Annotated in this window: 17 protein-coding genes; 7 read left to right on the forward strand and 10 right to left on the reverse strand. The window is 67.6% G+C overall.

The window, feature by feature from the left end; all coding sequences use genetic code 11:
* Positions 1-168 precede the first annotated feature (168 nt).
* From QQS16_RS05405 to QQS16_RS05420, 4 genes are all read left to right on the forward strand, one after another.
* On the forward strand, positions 169-5,715 hold the full coding sequence (locus QQS16_RS05405; RefSeq protein ID WP_286060462.1) for a hypothetical protein: 5,547 nt from the start codon (positions 169-171) through the stop codon (positions 5,713-5,715).
* Positions 5,716-5,782: 67 nt separating this feature from the next.
* Positions 5,783-7,456 (forward strand): hypothetical protein, encoded by a 1,674-nt coding sequence (locus QQS16_RS05410; protein ID WP_286060463.1) that lies wholly within the window; start codon positions 5,783-5,785, stop codon positions 7,454-7,456.
* Between the two features lie 41 nt (positions 7,457-7,497).
* Positions 7,498-7,863, forward strand: coding sequence for a hypothetical protein (locus tag QQS16_RS05415; protein ID WP_286060464.1), 366 nt, complete (start codon positions 7,498-7,500; stop codon positions 7,861-7,863).
* Positions 7,864-8,147: 284 nt separating this feature from the next.
* Entirely contained in the window at positions 8,148-8,381 is a 234-nt protein-coding gene (locus QQS16_RS05420; RefSeq protein ID WP_286060465.1) for a hypothetical protein, read from the forward strand.
* 91 nt (positions 8,382-8,472) lie between these two features.
* Here the strand turns inward: QQS16_RS05420 and QQS16_RS05425 are convergent, their stop codons facing one another.
* From QQS16_RS05425 to QQS16_RS05455, 7 genes are all read right to left on the reverse strand, one after another.
* Entirely contained in the window at positions 8,473-8,715 is a 243-nt protein-coding gene (locus QQS16_RS05425; protein ID WP_286060466.1) for a hypothetical protein, read from the reverse strand.
* A gap of 11 nt (positions 8,716-8,726) precedes the next feature.
* Complete coding sequence (locus tag QQS16_RS05430) at positions 8,727-9,041, reverse strand: hypothetical protein (protein ID WP_286060467.1); 315 nt, start codon at positions 9,039-9,041, stop codon at positions 8,727-8,729.
* Positions 9,042-9,142: 101 nt separating this feature from the next.
* A complete protein-coding gene (locus QQS16_RS05435) occupies positions 9,143-9,652 on the reverse strand; it encodes a hypothetical protein (RefSeq protein WP_286060468.1) in 510 nt (169 codons plus the stop codon).
* The gene (locus QQS16_RS05440) at positions 9,645-10,052 is read right to left on the reverse strand and encodes a hypothetical protein (protein ID WP_286060469.1); all 408 of its coding nucleotides are present in this window, start codon (positions 10,050-10,052) and stop codon (positions 9,645-9,647) included. The genes QQS16_RS05435 and QQS16_RS05440 overlap by 8 nt, the downstream gene beginning before the upstream one ends.
* A gap of 197 nt (positions 10,053-10,249) precedes the next feature.
* Positions 10,250-11,239: a hypothetical protein gene (locus QQS16_RS05445; protein ID WP_286060470.1), complete on the reverse strand. Its 990-nt coding sequence runs from the start codon at positions 11,237-11,239 to the stop codon at positions 10,250-10,252.
* A gap of 134 nt (positions 11,240-11,373) precedes the next feature.
* A complete protein-coding gene (locus QQS16_RS05450) occupies positions 11,374-12,129 on the reverse strand; it encodes a hypothetical protein (RefSeq protein WP_286060471.1) in 756 nt (251 codons plus the stop codon).
* A complete protein-coding gene (locus QQS16_RS05455) occupies positions 12,122-12,832 on the reverse strand; it encodes a hypothetical protein (RefSeq protein ID WP_286060472.1) in 711 nt (236 codons plus the stop codon). The genes QQS16_RS05450 and QQS16_RS05455 overlap by 8 nt, the downstream gene beginning before the upstream one ends.
* 942 nt (positions 12,833-13,774) lie before the next feature.
* On the opposite strand from QQS16_RS05455, the gene QQS16_RS05460 reads away from it, so the two are divergent.
* The 3 genes from QQS16_RS05460 to QQS16_RS05470 all read left to right on the forward strand — a co-directional run bounded on the left by QQS16_RS05460 (position 13,775) and on the right by QQS16_RS05470 (position 16,471).
* Positions 13,775-14,176 (forward strand): helix-turn-helix domain-containing protein, encoded by a 402-nt coding sequence (locus QQS16_RS05460; protein WP_286060473.1) that lies wholly within the window; start codon positions 13,775-13,777, stop codon positions 14,174-14,176.
* A gap of 69 nt (positions 14,177-14,245) precedes the next feature.
* Positions 14,246-15,631, forward strand: a complete 1,386-nt coding sequence (locus QQS16_RS05465) for a DDE-type integrase/transposase/recombinase (RefSeq protein WP_286060474.1) — start codon at positions 14,246-14,248, stop codon at positions 15,629-15,631.
* 276 nt (positions 15,632-15,907) lie between these two features.
* A complete protein-coding gene (locus tag QQS16_RS05470) occupies positions 15,908-16,471 on the forward strand; it encodes an ExeA family protein (protein WP_286060475.1) in 564 nt (187 codons plus the stop codon).
* 30 nt (positions 16,472-16,501) lie between these two features.
* Here the strand turns inward: QQS16_RS05470 and QQS16_RS05475 are convergent, their stop codons facing one another.
* The 3 genes from QQS16_RS05475 to QQS16_RS05485 form a co-directional block, all read right to left on the reverse strand.
* On the reverse strand, positions 16,502-16,801 hold the full coding sequence (locus QQS16_RS05475) for a hypothetical protein (protein WP_286060476.1): 300 nt from the start codon (positions 16,799-16,801) through the stop codon (positions 16,502-16,504).
* Positions 16,802-17,027: 226 nt separating this feature from the next.
* Entirely contained in the window at positions 17,028-17,480 is a 453-nt protein-coding gene (locus QQS16_RS43875) for a helix-turn-helix domain-containing protein (protein WP_502963767.1), read from the reverse strand.
* A 715-nt stretch (positions 17,481-18,195) separates the two neighbouring features.
* Positions 18,196-18,414, reverse strand: coding sequence for a hypothetical protein (locus QQS16_RS05485; RefSeq protein ID WP_286060477.1), 219 nt, complete (start codon positions 18,412-18,414; stop codon positions 18,196-18,198).
* Positions 18,415-18,426 lie beyond the last annotated feature (12 nt).

Raw genomic sequence — 18,426 nt, forward strand, 5'->3', positions numbered from 1 at the left:
ACTTGGGGGCCAGTCAAGGATCACGGCCAGTGCCGAGGTCGTCTCTCGACTAAGGGAGACTGCCTCGGCACTGGCCTTTCCGGATGACCTCTCACTTCCTTTCGATAGGAAGAGTAGGCTCTATACATACTTATGTAACCCCGAGCGTCCACAGGAGGCTGATTGACTATGAAGAAGGCACACGGACTGCGCAGGTACTTCTATGAGCACGTCTACTACAAGGCAGTCGAGCAGGCCCGGGATCAGACCGGACAGGTCATCCCGATCTCCCAGGCCAAGGCGATCCGCGCCCGGGTCGACGAGATCCTCGGACAGCGGGGCACCGCGCTGGCCGACCCGCGGCTGGGCGTCACGGACTGCCTCACCGCCATCGACCAGGCATTCGCGGAGAAGGTGTCCGACTACGAGCCGCAGTTCGGTGACCATTCCCCGCAGAACGAGAGCTACCAGCAGTCGCAGCGGGAGTTCATCCGTGCCACCGGCGTCGGTGCCCAGGCCGACCCAAAGTCGGCCCGGCTGCCGATCAGCCCCTACGACCCCGACTGGTCCGAACGCGCGACCGTGAAGCGCGCCGGGACTGCGCTGGTGTACCTGCCGGACGAGACGATCGCACGCGTGGCCGGCGGCGAGGTGGAGACCCTGGCCGATCCCCATCGCGGAAACATGGTGCTCTGGCGCATCGACGACGAAGGCAAACCTTTCGAGGCCGGCCGAGCGATGACGAACGATGACGCCGCTGGGCTCACCGCGCTGATGGACAAGATGAGCCAGCAGGAGTACGACCAGGTCCGCGAGTGGGTCATCGACGGCGGCCGGGATCCCCAGACGAACCGTGTCGACCGCAACCGCTTCATGTCCCGGCGCGCCGTGGCACGCTCGGCAGCACTGCTCGAAGAGCTGAAGGCCCAGGGCGTGTCCTACGAGGTGATGCGCGACCGCGAGCCCGGTCAGATCAAGGCGAAGATCGCCCAGACCGGCATGGAGATCCGCCTCACCGACACGCGCCAGGAGGAGTACGCCGGAGCCCGGATCTATGACAACGGCACCGTGCTGCGCTACTCGACGAACTACCGGGTCCCCGGCGGCATGGCGGTCTACTCCCCCTCGCCGGCGGAAGCCGTTCAGCTGCTGCGCTTCGCCCAGGGCCACCGCATCGAGCGCACGGATCTGCCGGGGCACGCCGCCGGCGAGATCGGCACGACGCACCAGGAGCGCGGCCGTGGCCGCACGCTGGTGGATGTGCCCGACAGCTACCACGTCGACCGGGAGTCGATGTTCGTGGTCGGCGACTACGTGGCGCCCGGCGAGTCCGGTCCCCGGCCCGGGTCGAAGGTGATGCTGCGCCGGGACGCGAAGAACCGCTCCCTGCCGACCTTCTTCATCGACGCCGAGCCCGCTGAGGCCTACGCGAAGGCCGCCGTCGAGAGCGCGCGGGAGAATCTGCAGGCAGCTCTTGGCGTCGAAGACCTGATCGCTCGCGCTGAGGCCGAGCTGGAGCGAACCGGCGGACAGCTGGATGCGATCGAACCGCCGGAGTACTCGGCTGACTCCGAGGTCGCTGCGATCCAGCGCTCCTACTGGGACGTGCTCACCGGCGCGCACAGCGATCTGCTGCGCCCGGGCGCGACCGAAGAGATGTACCAGGAACGGCTGGAGGAGATTGGCGAGCTGCAGGCCGAGGAGGTGCCCGAGATGGGCAACCTCGTCTACGGCGGCACCGCCGTCGAGAAGGTCCGGCAGCACGCCGAGGACGTCCCCTTCGAACTCATCGGGACGTGGGAGGCGGAGCCCCACGACGTCGACGGCGAGTGGGTCGACCAGCGCTTCAACCCGGACCGGGTGGCGCGGTACATGACCAGCCCCACCGGGCAGTGGTCGAACCTCGACAACCTCGCCTCGGCGCTTCGTCGTTGCGGAATCTCCCCCGACGAGATGATGGGCTCGACCTTCCAAACGACCCGGTTCAAGGACCGGCTCGTCCGCTTCGACGCCGAGCGCTCCATGCCGATCGCCGATCACGAATCTGCGTTCATGCGGCGCATCGGGGCCACCGTGCGCGAGAGCATCGAGCGCAACGCGGCGACGGTCTCCGAGATCCTGGTCGACGAGCAGGGCGTCATCCGCTGGAGCGGCGAGAAGCAGCGCCGTGACGGCAAGGAGACTCCGATCTCGGGCGAGATCGGCCAGGTCTTCGATGTCGGCGAGTACGGCGAGATCACCACCGCCTTCGCCAGCGGGGATAACGCCCTGGTCGTGCCGGGCTACGAGGCCACGATCACGGCCCAGACTCCGGGCGAGGCTCCGACCTCGGTCGAGGAACGCACGCGCCTGCGCGGCTACGAGCAGCTCATGCACGAGCGCATCCAGTACCAGATCGCCGGCGACCTCATCGCCGGGCGCAGCGAGACCGGCGAGCCCTCCTCGCTCAACGCGCTCTACTCGCAGCTGTACGGCACGAAGCACCCGATCGACTTCATCGAGCGCGCCACCACGTACCAGCTCGACGAGTCCACCGGCGAGATCAAGGAGCACCTGGACGAGTGGACGGCCGCGATCCTGCAGACCGAGGCGCGCCGTGTGCGCTATTCCAACGAGATCAAGGCCGGCTCGACGATCTACGCCGAGTACCGGGCCCAGCGCGACCGGACTGACCCGGCTGACGACAACCGCTTCGACGCCTGGCGGCTCACCGGCGGGCGGAACATGACGGTACTCACCGGCAAGGACCGGAACAACGTCGCTGCGCCCAGCGGCTACTTCGACCCGGTGATGACCGGAGGCGCGACCAACCAGGGCATCGTGCGGTACCTGACCACTCAGGCCCAGGTCGACGCCGACGGCCGGATCGTGCCGGGCGACGAGAGCGTGGCCGGGCAGCGTGCGCCGCTCATGGCTCTCCCCGAGCTCAAGACGCTGCGGTACGACCCGTTCGACCGCCAGCAGATGACGGCTTCGACGATCATGCAGTCTTCTGAGGTCACCGCGCCGGCGAAGACGGCGCTGATGACCTTCGGCGGCTGGACGGCTGATGACCCGATCGTGGTGTCGAAGGAGTTCGCCGAGCGCCACCGCATCCGCGGAGCCGGCGGCCGGGAGCGCGATCTCGTCGTGGGCGACAAGATCTCGGATCTGCACGGCAACAAGGGCGTGATCTCGCTGATCGTCGACCGGGACATGCCGCTGCAGGACGCGCAGGAGCAGGATGTCGTCGAAGAGGTCAACTGGTTCCGGGCCAACCCGGGCCTGGACGTGGTGATGAGCCCGTTCAGCCTGATCTCCCGGCGCAACGCGGGCTCGGCGCGCGAGCTGATGAGCGGGAACGTCTCCGACCTGCGCTCCCCCAACGGAGAACTGCGGCCAAGTGCCCTGGGCGAGATGCGCTTCGTGGTCACCCACATGGCCGTCGACGAGAAGACGAAGATCTACAACGACGAGCAGGTGCGTGCTGGCAAGGGCCGCAAAGCCTCCTCGCAGCTGGCCTGGGCGCTGCAGTCTCAGGACTGCCCGGCGATCATGCGCGAGTTCTACGGCCACAACAGCGGGGCCGAGTCGAACCTGCGCGAGTACCTGCTGGTGACCGGCATGGACATGGAGGCTGACGGCACGCTGCGGGTGGTCGGCCACGCCGAGGGCCTCGACGAGCGCCCCGAGCGCCGGTTCATCCCGATGCCCGAGCTGCTGCGCACTCAGCCGCGCAAGGAGGGCCAGCTCCCAGGGCTGAACACCACGGCGATGCGCAAGTCCTTCGGCGATCTCATCGGCGACCGCGGCGGCGACATGGAGATCCCGTTCCCGCTCACGTATCCGACCGGTGAGCAGACCGAGACGGTGAGCGCGAGCTCGTGGAAGCTGCCGGTGATGTCCTCGCATCTGCGCAGTGGCCAGGAGTTCGAGGACGGGTCCTCCGTCACACACGACTACACCCGCAGCTACCAGGACGTCTTCGTCGAGGCCTGCCGCTACCGCTACATGACCGAGCAGCTGGACGGCCAGGGCCTGTCCGCGGAGAAGCGCGCCGAGGTGCGCCGCAGCATGAGCGAGTCGGTCTCGCGCGCTCAGCGCGCCTTCGAGGCGATCACGACCGACATGCAGAACCGGGTGCTCACGGGCAAGAACAACATCTTCAAAACCGGGCTGATGGCCTCGCGGCTGACCGACTCGGCGACGATGGTGTGGACTGCGGACCCGCGGCTGGACGTCGACCAGGTTGCGCTGAGCTCGGTCAAGGCCGAGCAGCTGGGGCTGGCCGAGGGTGACCACGCGCTGGTGTGGCGTGACCCGGTGCTCCGTGACGCCGGCGTGCGTTACATGCGGGTCGCGATCGACGACCGGCTCACCGGTGCCGCGATCAACCCGGTGATGGACGCCTGCTTCGACGGCGACTTCGACGGCGACGCGGTCGCCGTGGTGAAGCTGCACAGCGAGGCCGCCAAGGGGGAAGCCCTGGCGAAGCTCTCGGTGCCGGCCAACCTGCTGGACACCGGCGTGGTCAAGGGCGACGGCTCGCACCCGCTGGCCATGCAGGTCTCGCTGGACACCCAGGTCGCGCTCTCCAAGGACACTGCTCTGGCTGAGGAGCTGGAGAGCTCGCGCAGCGAGGCGAACCGGCTCCGGCTGCAGTCGCTCACGGGCGCAGAGTCGCCTGAGGACATCAAGCTCGACCAGCAGGTCGTGACGGAGGAGCTGAGCGCGCTGTACCGCCAGGCGCAGCGTGGCGAGTTCGGCGCGGCACTGACGTTCTCGGACCGCGAGGCGCACCTGCAGAGCGTGCGCGAGGTCTGCGTCGAGACCGGTGCCAAGGGCAGCGAGAAGAAGCTCACCGACTACGCCCGGAACCTGGGCGATGCGCAGGGCACGCCCGGCATCACGCAGGCCGACCAGGAAGCCTCGATGTTCGCCACGGCAATCAAGGCTCACGGCACCGGCCTGGGCGGCTCGTTCAGCCAGCGCGCCGTGCGCGCGCTGCGCGGCGAAGACCTCAAGGCCGTCCTGGAGGTCACCTACCCGGTGACCCAGTCGATCCTGCAGGCCAAGCACGACGCCGCCGAGGCCCGGCATAAGTACGCGATGCTCCAGGGCCCCGGCCGCGAGCTCTGGAGGGGCCGCAGCATCGAACACGTCGGCCCCGGTCAGTGGCGCACGGCATTCCTCGACGGTGAGCCCGTCCAGGCCACGGCCGAGGAGTGGGAGAAGAAGTTCATCGAGTTCTACGAGTCCAAGGAGGGCTTCGGCGTCACGGTCAACCCGGACTACGTGGCCCGCGTGGCCAGTTCGCTGGAGGACCCGAAAACCGGGCTCATCCGCAACCTCGAAGAGGACCCGTCGCTGCGGGGCACCGTGATGGACCGGATGGCCTACGGCGGTGGCTTTGAGGCGCTCGTGCAGGCGGCCAAGAACCGCGAGAGCGTCTACGACGGCGAGAAGAACGAGCAGTTCGCGTCCTCGGGGACCCGGAAGGCCCGGGCGGAGATGTCCCGGCAGCTCGATCAGCTGAGCTCCGCCGAGGCGCAGGGCCTGGACAGCGCTGCGATCGCCGTCGATGACTCGGCGGTCAAGCGCGACGTGATCTCTCAGGACGCGGGGACCGCCCGCACCCGCGGCTCGCACCGCCGCTCTGCGCATGCCGTGGGCGTGGGCGCGTCGCGCCCGGTCTACACGCCGAGCATCGAGATCGATCAGCCGCAGGGCGACGACGACTACGGGGCGGGCTACTGAGATGGCACAGCACAAGGAACTGGGAACGGGCCCTGCGGGCCGCCCGCGCGCGGCCAAGGAGCTTCCGGTGGACGACGATCGGCAGCAGGCCGACGAGCCGCAGAGCAGCGCATACGCCTACTGGGAATCGCGCTCGAACGAGCCGATCGACGCCGAGGTGATCGACGAGCCCGGACCGGAGGACGCAGACGGTTCGCGCGCCTGGCGCGAGCGGCTCCGGGACCGCGCCCGCGGGTTCTTCGGCGCGAAGACACAGGAGCAGATGGCCGACCGCGAGCGCGTGCACTGGATCGACGTCGACCGGGCAGAGGACGAGACCGAGGGCCTGGACCAGCGCGAGCAGCTGCTCAAGCTCCGGGCGGAGACGCGGCTGGCCGGCGAGAAGTACATGGCCTCGCTGCGTGACTCGAAGCTGCTGGTGCCCGGCTTCAACGACGAGGAACGGACGCAGGAGCTCGGCGTCATGCACCACGTCTACATGCAGATGATGATGCAGTCGTGTCTCAAGCCGCTCTCGCGCGGGGTGAATGCCAACTCGATCATCCAGGCCGTCGGCATGGTGATGACGATGCGGATGCTCGCCCCGGACTTCAGGAAGGAGATGGACAGCTACCTTCAGCCCCTCAAGGACAAGATCCAGGAACGCATCGACACCAGGACCCGCGGCATGATCGCCTCTGCCGAGAGCGGCATCGCGCACCGGCAGAGGATCTTCAAGGACGTGCCGAGCGACGCCCGGCGCGAGCGCCTCATCGGCAGCACCGATCCGCGTGACCACCTGACGAAGAAGTGGCGCAAGCGCTTCGACGCCATGCAGCACCGTGAGCGCGGCCACCGGGAGATGTTCACCCCGGACTCGGCAGCCATGACCGAGGTGGCGCTCATGGAGAACGCCTTCTGGAAGATGCGTGAGCCGGGCGCGGATGCCGGCCTGATCCGCGACAGCTACCAGGCGATGCGCAAGCGGCTGCACGAGCAGATGCGCGAAGACGGCCTGGAACGCCAGGAGGTCGTCCAGCGCGCGCGAATGATCATCGGCGAGCGGATGGAGTACGAGCCCGAGCTGCGCACGATGTTCAACGGCGTGGCCCACGGCCGGATCGTCAAGGCTCCCGCGCACGAGGAGCGGATCGCAGGCTCCGACCGGGTCCGCACGGTCTGGAGCGGGGAGTTCGACGACCAGCTGGGTCAGCGTCTGCCCGAGGACGGGATGTTCACGCTGCGCCGGCCCATGGACGCGGACGCCCACCAGGTCCAGCTCGCCGAGACGATGAAGACCTCGCTGCTCGACGCGCTGGGCCGCGGCGACCAAGAGGGCTACGGGGGCAACATGCTCGGCTACCTGGTCGGCTTCGCGGCACAGAAGCAGGGCCTGGACACCAGCGGACTGCCCGACACGCTCCAGCACCGCCTGGACCAGTCCGAGGTGATGATCGCGAGCATGGACATCGACGGCCTGCCGCCCGAGGAGCAGCAGCGGGTCTACTCCAACGCTTACGTCGACGCGATGGAGGCGGTGAACGAGAAGTACCCGGATCTTGAGACCGAGCTGAAGCGGAGCCTCGGGGAGAACTGGCAGCAGACGCTGCAGACGGCGGTCGACGACCCGGGTGCCTTCTTCGAGGAGCAGCGGCTCAAGCCGCGGTCGCGCCCTACGGGTCCGTCGTCCGAGCAGGAGGCCGGCCCGCAGAACGAGAGCCCGAACGCTGAGGCCGATTCCGAGGACTACCAGCCCGCCTGAGGGCGATCCGAGAACACGAACAAGGAGCAGGAGGAAGGGCCATGAGCCAGGAACAGAATGAGGGACAGCAGGTCAGGTTCGGCTCACGTTTTGCGCGGATGTTCGGCTACGTCACGCCGGAGGACCGGAGCCGATGGGAGCAGCAGCGGGCGCAGAACAAGCCGAGCGTCAACGCGACCAAGCAGGGCACGAAGTCATTGCTGGGCTCGATGATGGAGTTCGGGGAGCGCAACATCGGCGCGAAGCTCGATGCGGCCCACCGCGTGGCAGCGCAGCAACGGTTCGAGGAGTCCCACGACAAGGTCGTGAATCAGCGCCGCGATCCGAACACGCGGAACATCATCGAGTCGGTCGACTACGAGCCCAAGGACGACCGGGAGGAGATCGAGCCGGATCTGGAGCTCTAGCCGAATGGGCAATGACAAGCGTAGCCAGCGGCACTCCATAAGATCGCCTCTCCTTCTCGACTCGCGACTATCTTCGATAGACTGGATTCTAAGCGAAACCGTGACATGAAGGACGACAAGACAGGGTGTGGGTATGGAGACGACGACGAATCCGCGTGTCAGTAAGCGCGAGTTCATCTCTCGGGTCGCGACTCGCAGCGGGTTGCCGGTCCGAGTGGTGAACAAGGTGTACGAGTCGTTTGCTCGGTGAACTCACGGGCGCGGTCAGCTGTGGGGAGACGGTCGTGCTCACGAGCTTCGGCCGCTTCTACCGACAGGATCACAAGGGCCACAAGGTGCGCTTCGGCAAGAGCGACGTCGACAACTACGTGGTGCTGAAGTTCTCCGCGTCGAGCAGCTTCAACCGCCGGCTCGGGGGCAACGAGGACGAGATCTCACCGGAGAACTACGGGATGATCGAGGATGCCGACGAGTTCGAGAACGTCATTGAGGATCGTGAGTTACGGGCCGCATCGTAGGCAACGAGGAGCCAGCAGAAAAAGAGAACCCCCGTGATGCACAGGCATCACGGGGGTTCTCTTTATGGCGGGACGAGCCCAGTTGCGAGGCTCAGCCGTCGACGATGGCAAAGATCAGCACGAGCACGATGACCGGGACGATGAGCACGCCAGCCCCTGCGAGGAGGTGCTCCCACCCCAGCGGCGAGTTGATCCAGCCCATGAAGTCGTTCCACAGGCCGCCGACGGTGTCTGCGATCGAGCTGAAGAAGCCGGTGACCCATCCGATGATGGCTGCCAGGCTGACGCCGCCGATCAGGCTGAGGGCGATGACGAGGCGGGTTCTCTTGAACATGGTGCCCCGCCCTACTTCGGGTCCTCGAAGAGCAGGTAGTACAGCCCGATGTGCGGGATGACGAGGGCCGCCAGCGCGATCCAGGCCCGACCTGGGTCCTCGATCACCCAGCCGATGAAGTCCTTGACGGGTCCGACGTAGGCCAGCACGGGGGCGAGCACCTCAGTGCGGAAGATGACGCGGAAGATTCCGTAGGCCATGCCGAGGGCGATCGCCAGTCCGATGCCGCGCCGTACGAAGAGGGCAGAACGAGGACTGATCCGCCGGCGGCGTCCCGCGATTGTGCTGGACTGGGGTTCGACATCCAGAGCTGCCGCCTGGGTCACTGGCCCACAGTCGCACATCGTCACCATCTCCCCCTTGTCAAATCACCATTTCTTCCATTCCACGAGAAGTGACAATGATGAACAGAATACTGGAGTATAGGTTACCCGAACTGGAGGTCAGGCTCATCCGCGGATGGCGTGTCGAAGCTGATCGCGCGCTGTCGAGGTCGTGAGGGACTCGCGATCGGCTCGCGCTGCGCGGCCAGCTCGGCGAGAGTGAAGCCCACGGGGCGACCGAGGCGCTGGCCGGCCATGTAGTAGGCCTGCCCGTTCGCACGTTCACCCAGGGCGATGATCTCGCGGGTGACGGGCTCACCCGGGCGCTGGGGCGCGCGCTCCCGCCAGACGATCCGGTGCGAGGGCTTCGTATTCGGATCCGCGCCGACGTACGTGGTCTCGCAATCAGAGAGGTCGGGATAACTGGGCATGTACTCCAGCGGGTGCGTGCTCGGCGCGCCCTGCTGGATCCGGCCCAGCTGGTTGAGGGCCACACGCAGGAGCCGGTCCTCCGGTCCATGAGGGCGCATCACCGCGGCGTCGTGGAGCGTCTGGAGGTCCTGCTTGAGACTGGTCGTCGGCAGGAGGCGGATGGGAGGCTGACGCTCACTCATCACTCTTCTCCTGCTGGGCAGCACGGTGCTCATCGGCCCACTGCTGACCGAGCGGGCCGAGGCTCTCGGCGAGCTCCTCGATGGTCATGCCCGCCTCGCCGGAGGCGTCGGACTCCTGGATGCGGCGGGAGAGCTCGGCCTGGAAAGCAGCCTCAGCGTGGACGTGGGCCGCGTGGTCGTACTTCATGAGGCGCACGAACGCGGCGAAGGGGATGATCACGGCCTCGGGCTTGTTGTCGTTCCCGAAGATCAGCGGCGTGATTCCGCCGCGGCGATAAAGGTTCAGCATTGTGGCGAGGTCCTCGCGCCTGAGCTGGTCGGTCGGGACGACATTGACGGAGAACTTCGGGAGCTCGGCGTCGGGAGTGCCGTTGCCGTGAGCGTTGCTGTTGTGAGTCATAGCTTCAGCCTAATCAGTCGGGAATAGCTTGTCATCGACTCGCATACAACTTTGTTCACTGAGTCGATAAGGGCATCGAATGGTGGATCGCTCCGTCTTTAAGAGACGGGACAGGCAAGAGAAAGAGGAGACCCGTGCTCCATCCCCGCACGGTGCGGAGCCGGGGCACGGGCCCTGATGGATGGACGGTCGCGACTTCAGAAGTTCCCCTCGTCGGTGAGGTCGACGGTGAGGTCAGCGCCCCCGTCGGGGCGCAGCAGCCCGGCGAGAATGCCGAGCGCGGCGGACAGGACATCGTCGTCCAGGTCGCCGGTCGCAGGCCCGCCCTCGTCCTCGTGCCTGTCTTCGTCTTCGTCTTCGTGCAGCTCCACGTCGTGGAGGCGGTAGTCGGCATGGCCCATGCCCAGCTTGGAGTCATAGGCCGCGAAGACGGCATGCGTGTAGCGGGGGCCGTCGGCCGGCGTGAGCAAGCGGACCCGGCGGGCGATCGTGTCGCGCAGGGCGGCTTCCTCGGCCTCGGCGACGGTCTCCCGCAGCTCGGTCAGCATCACCGGGCCCACGGCGTCCAGGAGTGCCCGCAGGGCGGTCTTGCGGGCCCGTGCGTGGGCGTAGTCGGTGGCGACCTGGGCGCAGCACCGCGCGCGCCAGCACACGCAGCGGTGGCAGTCGAGGCAGTTCTGGGCCCGGTCGTAGCCGCACCGGCAGTCGAAGGGGCGGCAGTAGGCGCCGTGTTCCGTCTTCGGTGCGGTGGGGATGGCAGCCAGAGAGCAGGATATCTCGGTGAAGTCGCGGTTCTCGTCCACGAGATCGGCGGCCAGAACCTGGCCATCATTGCGGAGCTCCCCCGCAAGGTCATCGCAGACCTGGTGCGGGTAGCAGCCGCAGGGCAGGGGCCGGTCCGCAGGCGGCGCGGCGGCAGGCGGGGCAGCTTGCGGCCTGCCGGTGACGAGTGCCAGCGACGCGCCGATCAACTCGGGGTCCGGGCGCGGGTCCTCCCGCCAGCGCAGGATCGAGCAGCCGGACACCGACCCTTCGTCGATCTCATGCAATGTCGGCTCCTGCGCCCACGCTCGGTCCTGCCAGCCGTCCGGTGGCGGCGTGGCCCCGCCGCGGTCGTTGTCAGGCCAGGTGACGCGCACGGCGCGCTCGGCGATGTCGGCGGTGAACACATTGGTCCGTTCGGTCATCGGTGTGCTCCGGGTGTGTGGTGAGTGCTGATGCTTGCTGCCCAACCGGCGAGAGTGGCGAAGTCGTCCTCCGCCAGGGAGGAGAAGCGGGGCGCGGCATGGGTGCCGCGCCCCACCCGGCGGCGTGTACGGTCTCACAGCAGCGTGTCCCGCAAGTCTTCCTCCCAGCGCGGCGGGCAGAGTTCGGTCAGGGCGTCAAGGGCTGCAGTCGTCTCGGGGCTGTCGCCGAGGTCGAAGGTGCACAGCTCGCTGCCGTCCTCGGCCACGAGACGGACGCCCGTGCCGTCCCAGAACGGCTCGCGCTTGCCGTCCACGGCCCAAAACCGTGCCAGAACCGGCACCATGGGGTACACCGGGTGCAGGTAGGCCGGATGACGGCGGATCTTGTCGGCCAGGACTTCCTCCCACGCGGCCTCGGCGGCATCCCGCGTCTGCCGCCACCGCTGAACGAGATCCTCCGCCATACGGCGGCGCGCCATGTGCCATAGAGCCAGGTGGACCTCTGTTCCCAGAAGGGCAGGGCCCCGGGCGGCGAGCCACTCCCGGACGGTCATGGCGGGCGGTGCTTCGGTGAGCAGTTCGGCGAGGTAGCTCGTGCTTGACGGCGTGGCCGGAGGGAACTTGCGCACGACGGAGACCAGGAGTGGCACGAGGGTGTCGAACGGGCCTGCGGGGTGCTGTGTTCCGTGCGAGGAGGCGAGGGTGACAGGGTCCTTCGGCAAGGTCCCGGACTCGCTGCACTCGGGGCGCGCCCAGGTCCAGCCGACGACGGGAGCGTGGACGAGCTGGCCGTCTTGGATGATCCAGTCGAAGCGGTCGGCCAGGCTGTGCTCGTCGGCGGCGACGAGGTCGGCGTCGAACGGCTCATCGGGCACGGTGAGTTCAGACATCGGTGGGCTCCTCTCGGCTGGTAGCTGGTCCAGGCAGCGCCGGGGCATCGAATGACGAGGTTTCGATGGAGGGCTCGGCACCTGTCAGCCGGACAACCTCCAGGACGTGGGCCTCGATGTCGGCGCGGGCCTGGGCAACGACCTGCTCGCCGGCCTCCACGAGCGAGTCGACGGTGAACTGGGCGTTGTTACCTGCGCTGGCGACGGCGCGCTCCAGTGCGTTGAGCGCTTCCTTGGTGGCCCTCACGCCCTTCTTCTCGTGGATTGCCTCGTGCAGTGCCGCGGTGGCGGCCCTGACTTCGGCGTACATCCGGTCGGTGACCTCGCGGACCTCCCTCAGGCTCTCGGCGGTGCGGGGCTCATGAGGGATCTCGGGCACGAAGGCGTCGTGCTCGGTACGCCGGATGGTTACCGGCACTCCGCTGCCGAGACCCATGGAGGACACGAGCGAGCCCCACTGCGCGAGGCTCATCTCGATCTCCACGAGCTCCCGGCCTGGATAGACCCAGTCGTGGTTGAGGTCGCGTCTGCGCGTGGCCTGGTGGACGGAGAGCGAGATGGTTTCGTTGTGGAGCAGGTCGGACTGGAACAGCGAACGGCCTCGTCCGCTTCGTCGCGTCACGACCGCGACGCCGAAGGCGGGGTGGATCTCATCGCCGTGCTCCGCGTCGATCGCTGGGTCCTGGGTTGGACGGCGGCTCATGCTGGCACCGCCTCAGGGGTCTCAGCCTGCTGGGCCTGGTGCTCGGCGGTTTCGCGCAGGAAGTCCGCGTAGGCGTGGGCGTAGGGGTTGGTCGGCTTGGTCATGATGAGTGTGCTGCGCTTTCTCTGATGTGCGGTGGGATGTTGTGGGGAGGCGGCGAGCACGACGGCATGACGAAGCGGGGGCCTCCGTGGAACGGAGACCCCCGCTTGCCGTACGGGGCTCAGCTGACCAGCACGCTCTGCTTCTCCTGGGCCGGGAGCGTGGCGAGGACGGTGTCGGTCACTTCCTTCGCGGGGGTGTCGAGCGGCATCTCGCGCTCGTACCCGTGGCCCCATGAGAAGTCCTGGAACTCCGCGGTGTGTCGGTGAGCGTGGTCGCCTCGATGGGATACGAGCCGTCCGGGGGCCAGGCGTTCACAGTGGCGCTGTGAAACTGGCAGCCGCCGCACCGTGCCCGCCGGCGCAGCGGCTGGGTACTCGTCGTCGGGCCGCCGGATTTCGACGAGGCGGACCGGGCGCTCGGTGCTGTCTGCGGGCGCCAGGTTGTTAGGCGTCACTGAAAATGCCTACAGGTGCGACAGTTTGGGCAGCTTCGTGCCGACAAGATTGGTAAACGTGCCTGCCGACGAAGAGGTGCAGATTTAGGGCGGCACCTTGCCGACGAAGGGCATGTGAAAGGCCCTCCCGGTATCTCTTGGCCGAGCGCCGGGAGGGCCGTGTAACGCGCGGAGGCGCTGTGCTCACGGTAGAGGCTGACCCGGCTCGGGTCGAAGTTCGTCTGACACGGGGCGAGTTGTTCTGCCCGGGGTGCGGTGGCCCGCTGAGGCCGTGGGGGTGGGCACGTTCGCGTGTACTGCGCGACGCCGCTGGCTGGCCGGTGACGGTACGTCCTCGGCGGACGAGGTGTGTGGGCTGTGGTCTGTCGCATGTGCTTCTTCCGGTGTTTGCGCTGTTCAGGCGGGCTGATCTGGCTGAGGTGATCGGTTCGGCCCTGGCCGCGAAGGCGGCGGGGGCGGGTGCCCGGGTGATTGCGGGGAGGCTGGGTCGCCCGGTTGAGACGGTCCGTGGCTGGTTGCGTCGGTTCGCCTCCCGAGCGGAGGGGATCCGGCGGTTCTTCACGGTGTTGCTGGTTGATGCCGGGGTTGACCCGGCTGTTCCTGGCCCGTCCCGCACGTTGTTCGCAGACGCGGTCAACGCGGTCGTGGGGGCTTGGTGGTCGGTCGCGTCCCGGTGGCCGAACGTCGGCAAGGTGTCGCCCTGGGCGGTGGCTTGCGCCGCGTCTGGCGGCATACTGCTGGCGCCTTCTTGGCCGCTGGAAACGATCAACACGAACAGACTCTGACGGCACGCCGATACTGGCTGTCACCGTCACGCGTGTGTGTTCACGCTGCGTGAGAGGGCTGGTGGTCAGATGCCAGGTCATGAGGACCAGACACGGCTGGAGCGGGCTCAGGCGATCGGCCTGTTCCGCTACATGCTGATCAGGGAAGCGGCTGATCCGACGCTGTCGCGTCGCCAGCGCGGGGCCTTGGTGCGGCAGCTGGCGTCGATGACGCACGTCGATCCCGACGGCCGGCCGGTGAGGATCACCCGGTGGACGCTGGACCGGTGGATCTACGAGTGGAAGCGGGCCGGGTTCGAGGCGCTGGTTCCCTCACCGAGGCAGTCCCGGCCCCACACCCCGCAGGAGATCCTGGACCTGGCCGCGGCGCTGAAGAAGGAGAATCCGTCGCGGTCGGCGGCACAGATCCGGCGGATCATCGGCGCTCAGCGGGGCTGGGCCCCGGATGAACGCACCATCCAGCGGATGCTCATACGCGAAGGGCTGAACGCCCTGAACGTCCCGGCGACGCCCGCTGTTTTCGGCCGGTTCGAGGCGGACGGCCCCAACGAGTTGTGGACCGGGGACGCTCTGCACGGGCCGATGGTCGCCGGCCGCAAGACCTATCTGTTCGCGTTCATCGACGACCATTCGCGGGCCGTGATGGGACACCGCTGGGGCTTCGCGGAGGATACTGTCCGCCTTGCCGCAGCCCTGCGGCCAGCCCTCGCCTCGCGAGGCATTCCGCGCTACATCTACGTCGACAACGGCTCCGCGTTCGTCGACTCCTGGCTCCTGCGGGCCTGCGCGAAACTCGGCATCAAGCTCGTGCACTCCGTACCAGGACGGCCGCAGGGCAGGGGCAAGATCGAACGGTTCTTCCGCGCGGTGAACAGCGAGTTCGTCGTCGAGATCGCCTCCGGCGACGGCAAGCCGGGACGACAGATCGACAGCCTGCTGGAGATGAACCGGCTGTTCACGGCCTGGACCGAGAACGTCTACCACCGCCGGGTGCACTCCGAGACCGCAGCAGCACCGCTGGCCCGCTGGATGGGCGACCGGCCACTGACTGTCCCCAACCCGTCCGACCTCGCGGAAGCCTTCCGCTGGTCAGAACACCGCACCGTGTCCAAGACGGCGCTGGTCTCCCTGCACGGAAACCGCTACCAGGTCGACCCGCTGTTGGTCGGACAAAGAGTCGAGCTGGTCTTCGACCCCTTCGACCTGTCCTTCCTGCGGGTGCGTGTCCAAGGCCAGGACGCCGGGACCGCGCTGCCGTTCCAGGCCAGCCGCCATTCCCATCCCAAAGCCCGACCCGAGACCCCGGCCGAGGAACCTCGACCGACGACCGGCATCGACTACCTCGCATTGATCGACACCACCCATAAGGCCGACATCGCCGACAAGGTCAATTACGCGGCCCTGGGCGAACTGACGCCGCCCGTGTTCGACCTCACCGAACTGCCCAGCGAGTAACCCAGGCCGCAACCTCTCGGAGGAAAAGCATGATCGACAAGCTCCAGGCCCACTACGGATTCAACCGAATGCCCTTCGGCCGAGACCTCGCCCCAGGCATGCTGCACCGGCACGCGTCACACAACGAGGCCGTCGCCCGCATCACCTGGTGCATCGCCGAACGCTCCATTGGCGTCGTCACCGGCGAGGTCGGCGCGGGCAAGACCGTCTCCGTCCGCACCGTCCTGCACAGCATCGATCCGTCGAAACACACCGTGATCTACCTGCCCAACCCCCATGATCGGGGTCCGCGGCATCCACGAGGCCATCGTCACCGCCTTCGGACAGCAGCCCTCCCACCTCGGCTCCCGCCTCACCGCCCAGACCGGCCTCGCCCTCGCGGCCGAGCGCGAAGAACGCGGCCGGACCCCCGTCCACGTCATCGACGAGGCCCACCTGCTGTCCTACGAACAGCTCGAAGCCATCCGCATGCTCACCAACCAGGCCATGGACCAGGACTCGCCACTGTCCTGTCTGCTCGTCGGCCAGCCCACCCTCCGCCGGACGATGAAACTCGCCGTCCTGGCCGCCCTCGAACAGCGAACCGCCCTGCGCTACACGATGCCCGGCATGACCTCCACCGAGACGGCCAGCTACATCAAGCACCACCTCGGCCTCGCCGGCCGCAGCGATCAGCTGTTCACCGACGACGCGGTCACGTTGATCCACACCACCGCGCGAGGCTTCCCCCGCGCGGTCAACAACCTCTGCCTACAGTCTCTCGTCGCCACGTTCGCGGCAGGCAAATCCCTCGTCGACGAGAAGGCGGCACAGTCCGCCGTCACCGAAGTCCTCGACTAACTGGCTGCGAGAGCAGAGGCAACACCACGGCTAACTGATCGTGTCAGGAAGGTCAGCGGACTTTGTATCGGCGACCAGCTCGGCAAGCTGGAAGAAGTACTCGAACTGAGAGAGACGCCCGTTGACCCGAACGAAGTAGGACCGGTCCGAGCACTTGAACACCTCACGCCGCTTGACCTTCGTGACGTCCAGGTCATAGCTGTTCACCTCCTTCGCGAACCTGGCCATCGCCTCTTCCGCACTGCCTTCGAACTCGGCCAGGGTGCGGACACTGGACGCTTCGGCGGCGACCCCTCCAACCGGAGTGACGAGCACTATCCATCGCGACATAACTGAACCCGACTCTCCTAATCCGACTGGTCAATGACTGTCACGATCTTGGCACCCCCACGGCGCGACTGTCCGGCACCTTGCCGACCCAACCGGCACCTCGCCGACGATCGCCCTGCCGGAATCACCCCGGCAGGGCGATCGCTCTTTCATTCGTCGGCACGCTCAATGCCGCGCCGGTCGGCATTTTCAGCGCCGCCCAACAGCCAGGTGCGGGAGAGGGGCGTCAACGGTCGTCATCCAGGGGCTCCAGGACGTCGGCCGCCGTGATGTCGCCCCGGATCAGCAGGAGGGCGACAGCGTGGGCCCGGTCGTGCGTGCCAGTCTTCTTGTAGATGCGCCGCAGGTGGGTCTTGATCGTGTCCTCGGAGAGGAACAGGTCCGCGCCGGTCTTCGCGTTGGACATGCCGCGCGCCACGCGGACGATGACCTGCTTCTCGCGGGCGGTGAGCGGGTGCGTCAGCGAGGGCGGGAGCATCCCCAGGTCGCGCAGGTGGCCGCGCCTGCCCCGGTGGAACGCCGCCTCCAAGTGGGGCATGACGGCCCGCAGGTAGGTGGCGACGACGTTGCGCTGCGACAGCCAGGCCGCCCGCGTCTTCTCTGTGGCGTCGGCCAGGTCGTGGGTCAGTTCCTCGCGCCAGGTCGGGGGGCGCGTCTCGGTGGGTTGGGCTGAGGACATGTCAGCGCTCCTTGCGCTTACGGAACTTCAAGAATTGCTGGCCGCGCGGAGCATCGGTTCGGCCAGGGCTTGGCCCGCCTCGGGGCGGCAGTTGGGAGACGGGCGCGTCGTCTGGTGGGTGACGGGCGCGTCGTCCCGGGAACGGGGTCGGCCGTCGGCGCCCCGCTCGGGTCCTGCTCATCGGTGTCGATCAGCCCGCCACGCACGGAGGCTCGTGCGTGCACCTGCACTCGGCCCACGGGCACGGTGCCCGGCCAGCCGAAGTGGCGCTCTGCGGGCGGCGGGGCCGCTGGAGGCCGGGGCCGCGGACGTAGTCAGGGACGTCGCTCACCACAGCACTCGTCCACTCCGCGGTCGTTGACCGAGGTGCCGGGATCGTCGACCGTGCGCGGCTGCCGCTCGAACGTCGGCGGCCCTTCCAGCTCACCGCAAGGTGCCGAGCGTCACGGGCTTGCCCGCCTCGGCGAGGGCCTTGAGGGGGGCGGGTGATGCGCGGTTCGTCGTAGCCCACCTGAATGGCGCGTGTGGCCATCGAGCGAACGCCGTGGAAGCTGTGCAGCGGGTACTAGTCGCAGAAGCCTTTGGCGACCTTCATGGCGCGCTGGCTCACGGTCGGCACGCTGCCGCCTGGGGCGGCAGAACCCGAAGGGTTCTCTATGTGGTTACCGTCTCTGTCTATGAGCGCCTGGTTTACCGGCGCCTGATTTCCCGTCCCTCATGGCCCCGATTCCGGCGGATTCTCTGGCGCCGGATTATCAGGCGCTGGTTGCTCGCCCTGAAGCAGCTCCGCGTCATCACACACGACCTGCTCGTGCCGGAAGGTGCCCTTGTCGGTGCGCTCCCTGGTCCGCTCAGGTAGCCGAACTCCTCCAACGGCGGCCTGGGTGGTCTCGTATCCGGCCTCTTCGAGGTGGTGCTTGAGCTGGTTGACCAAGTGCTGCAGGTT

It is taken from the genome of Streptomyces sp. ALI-76-A (assembly GCF_030287445.1).
Lineage (GTDB): Bacteria > Actinomycetota > Actinomycetes > Streptomycetales > Streptomycetaceae > Streptomyces.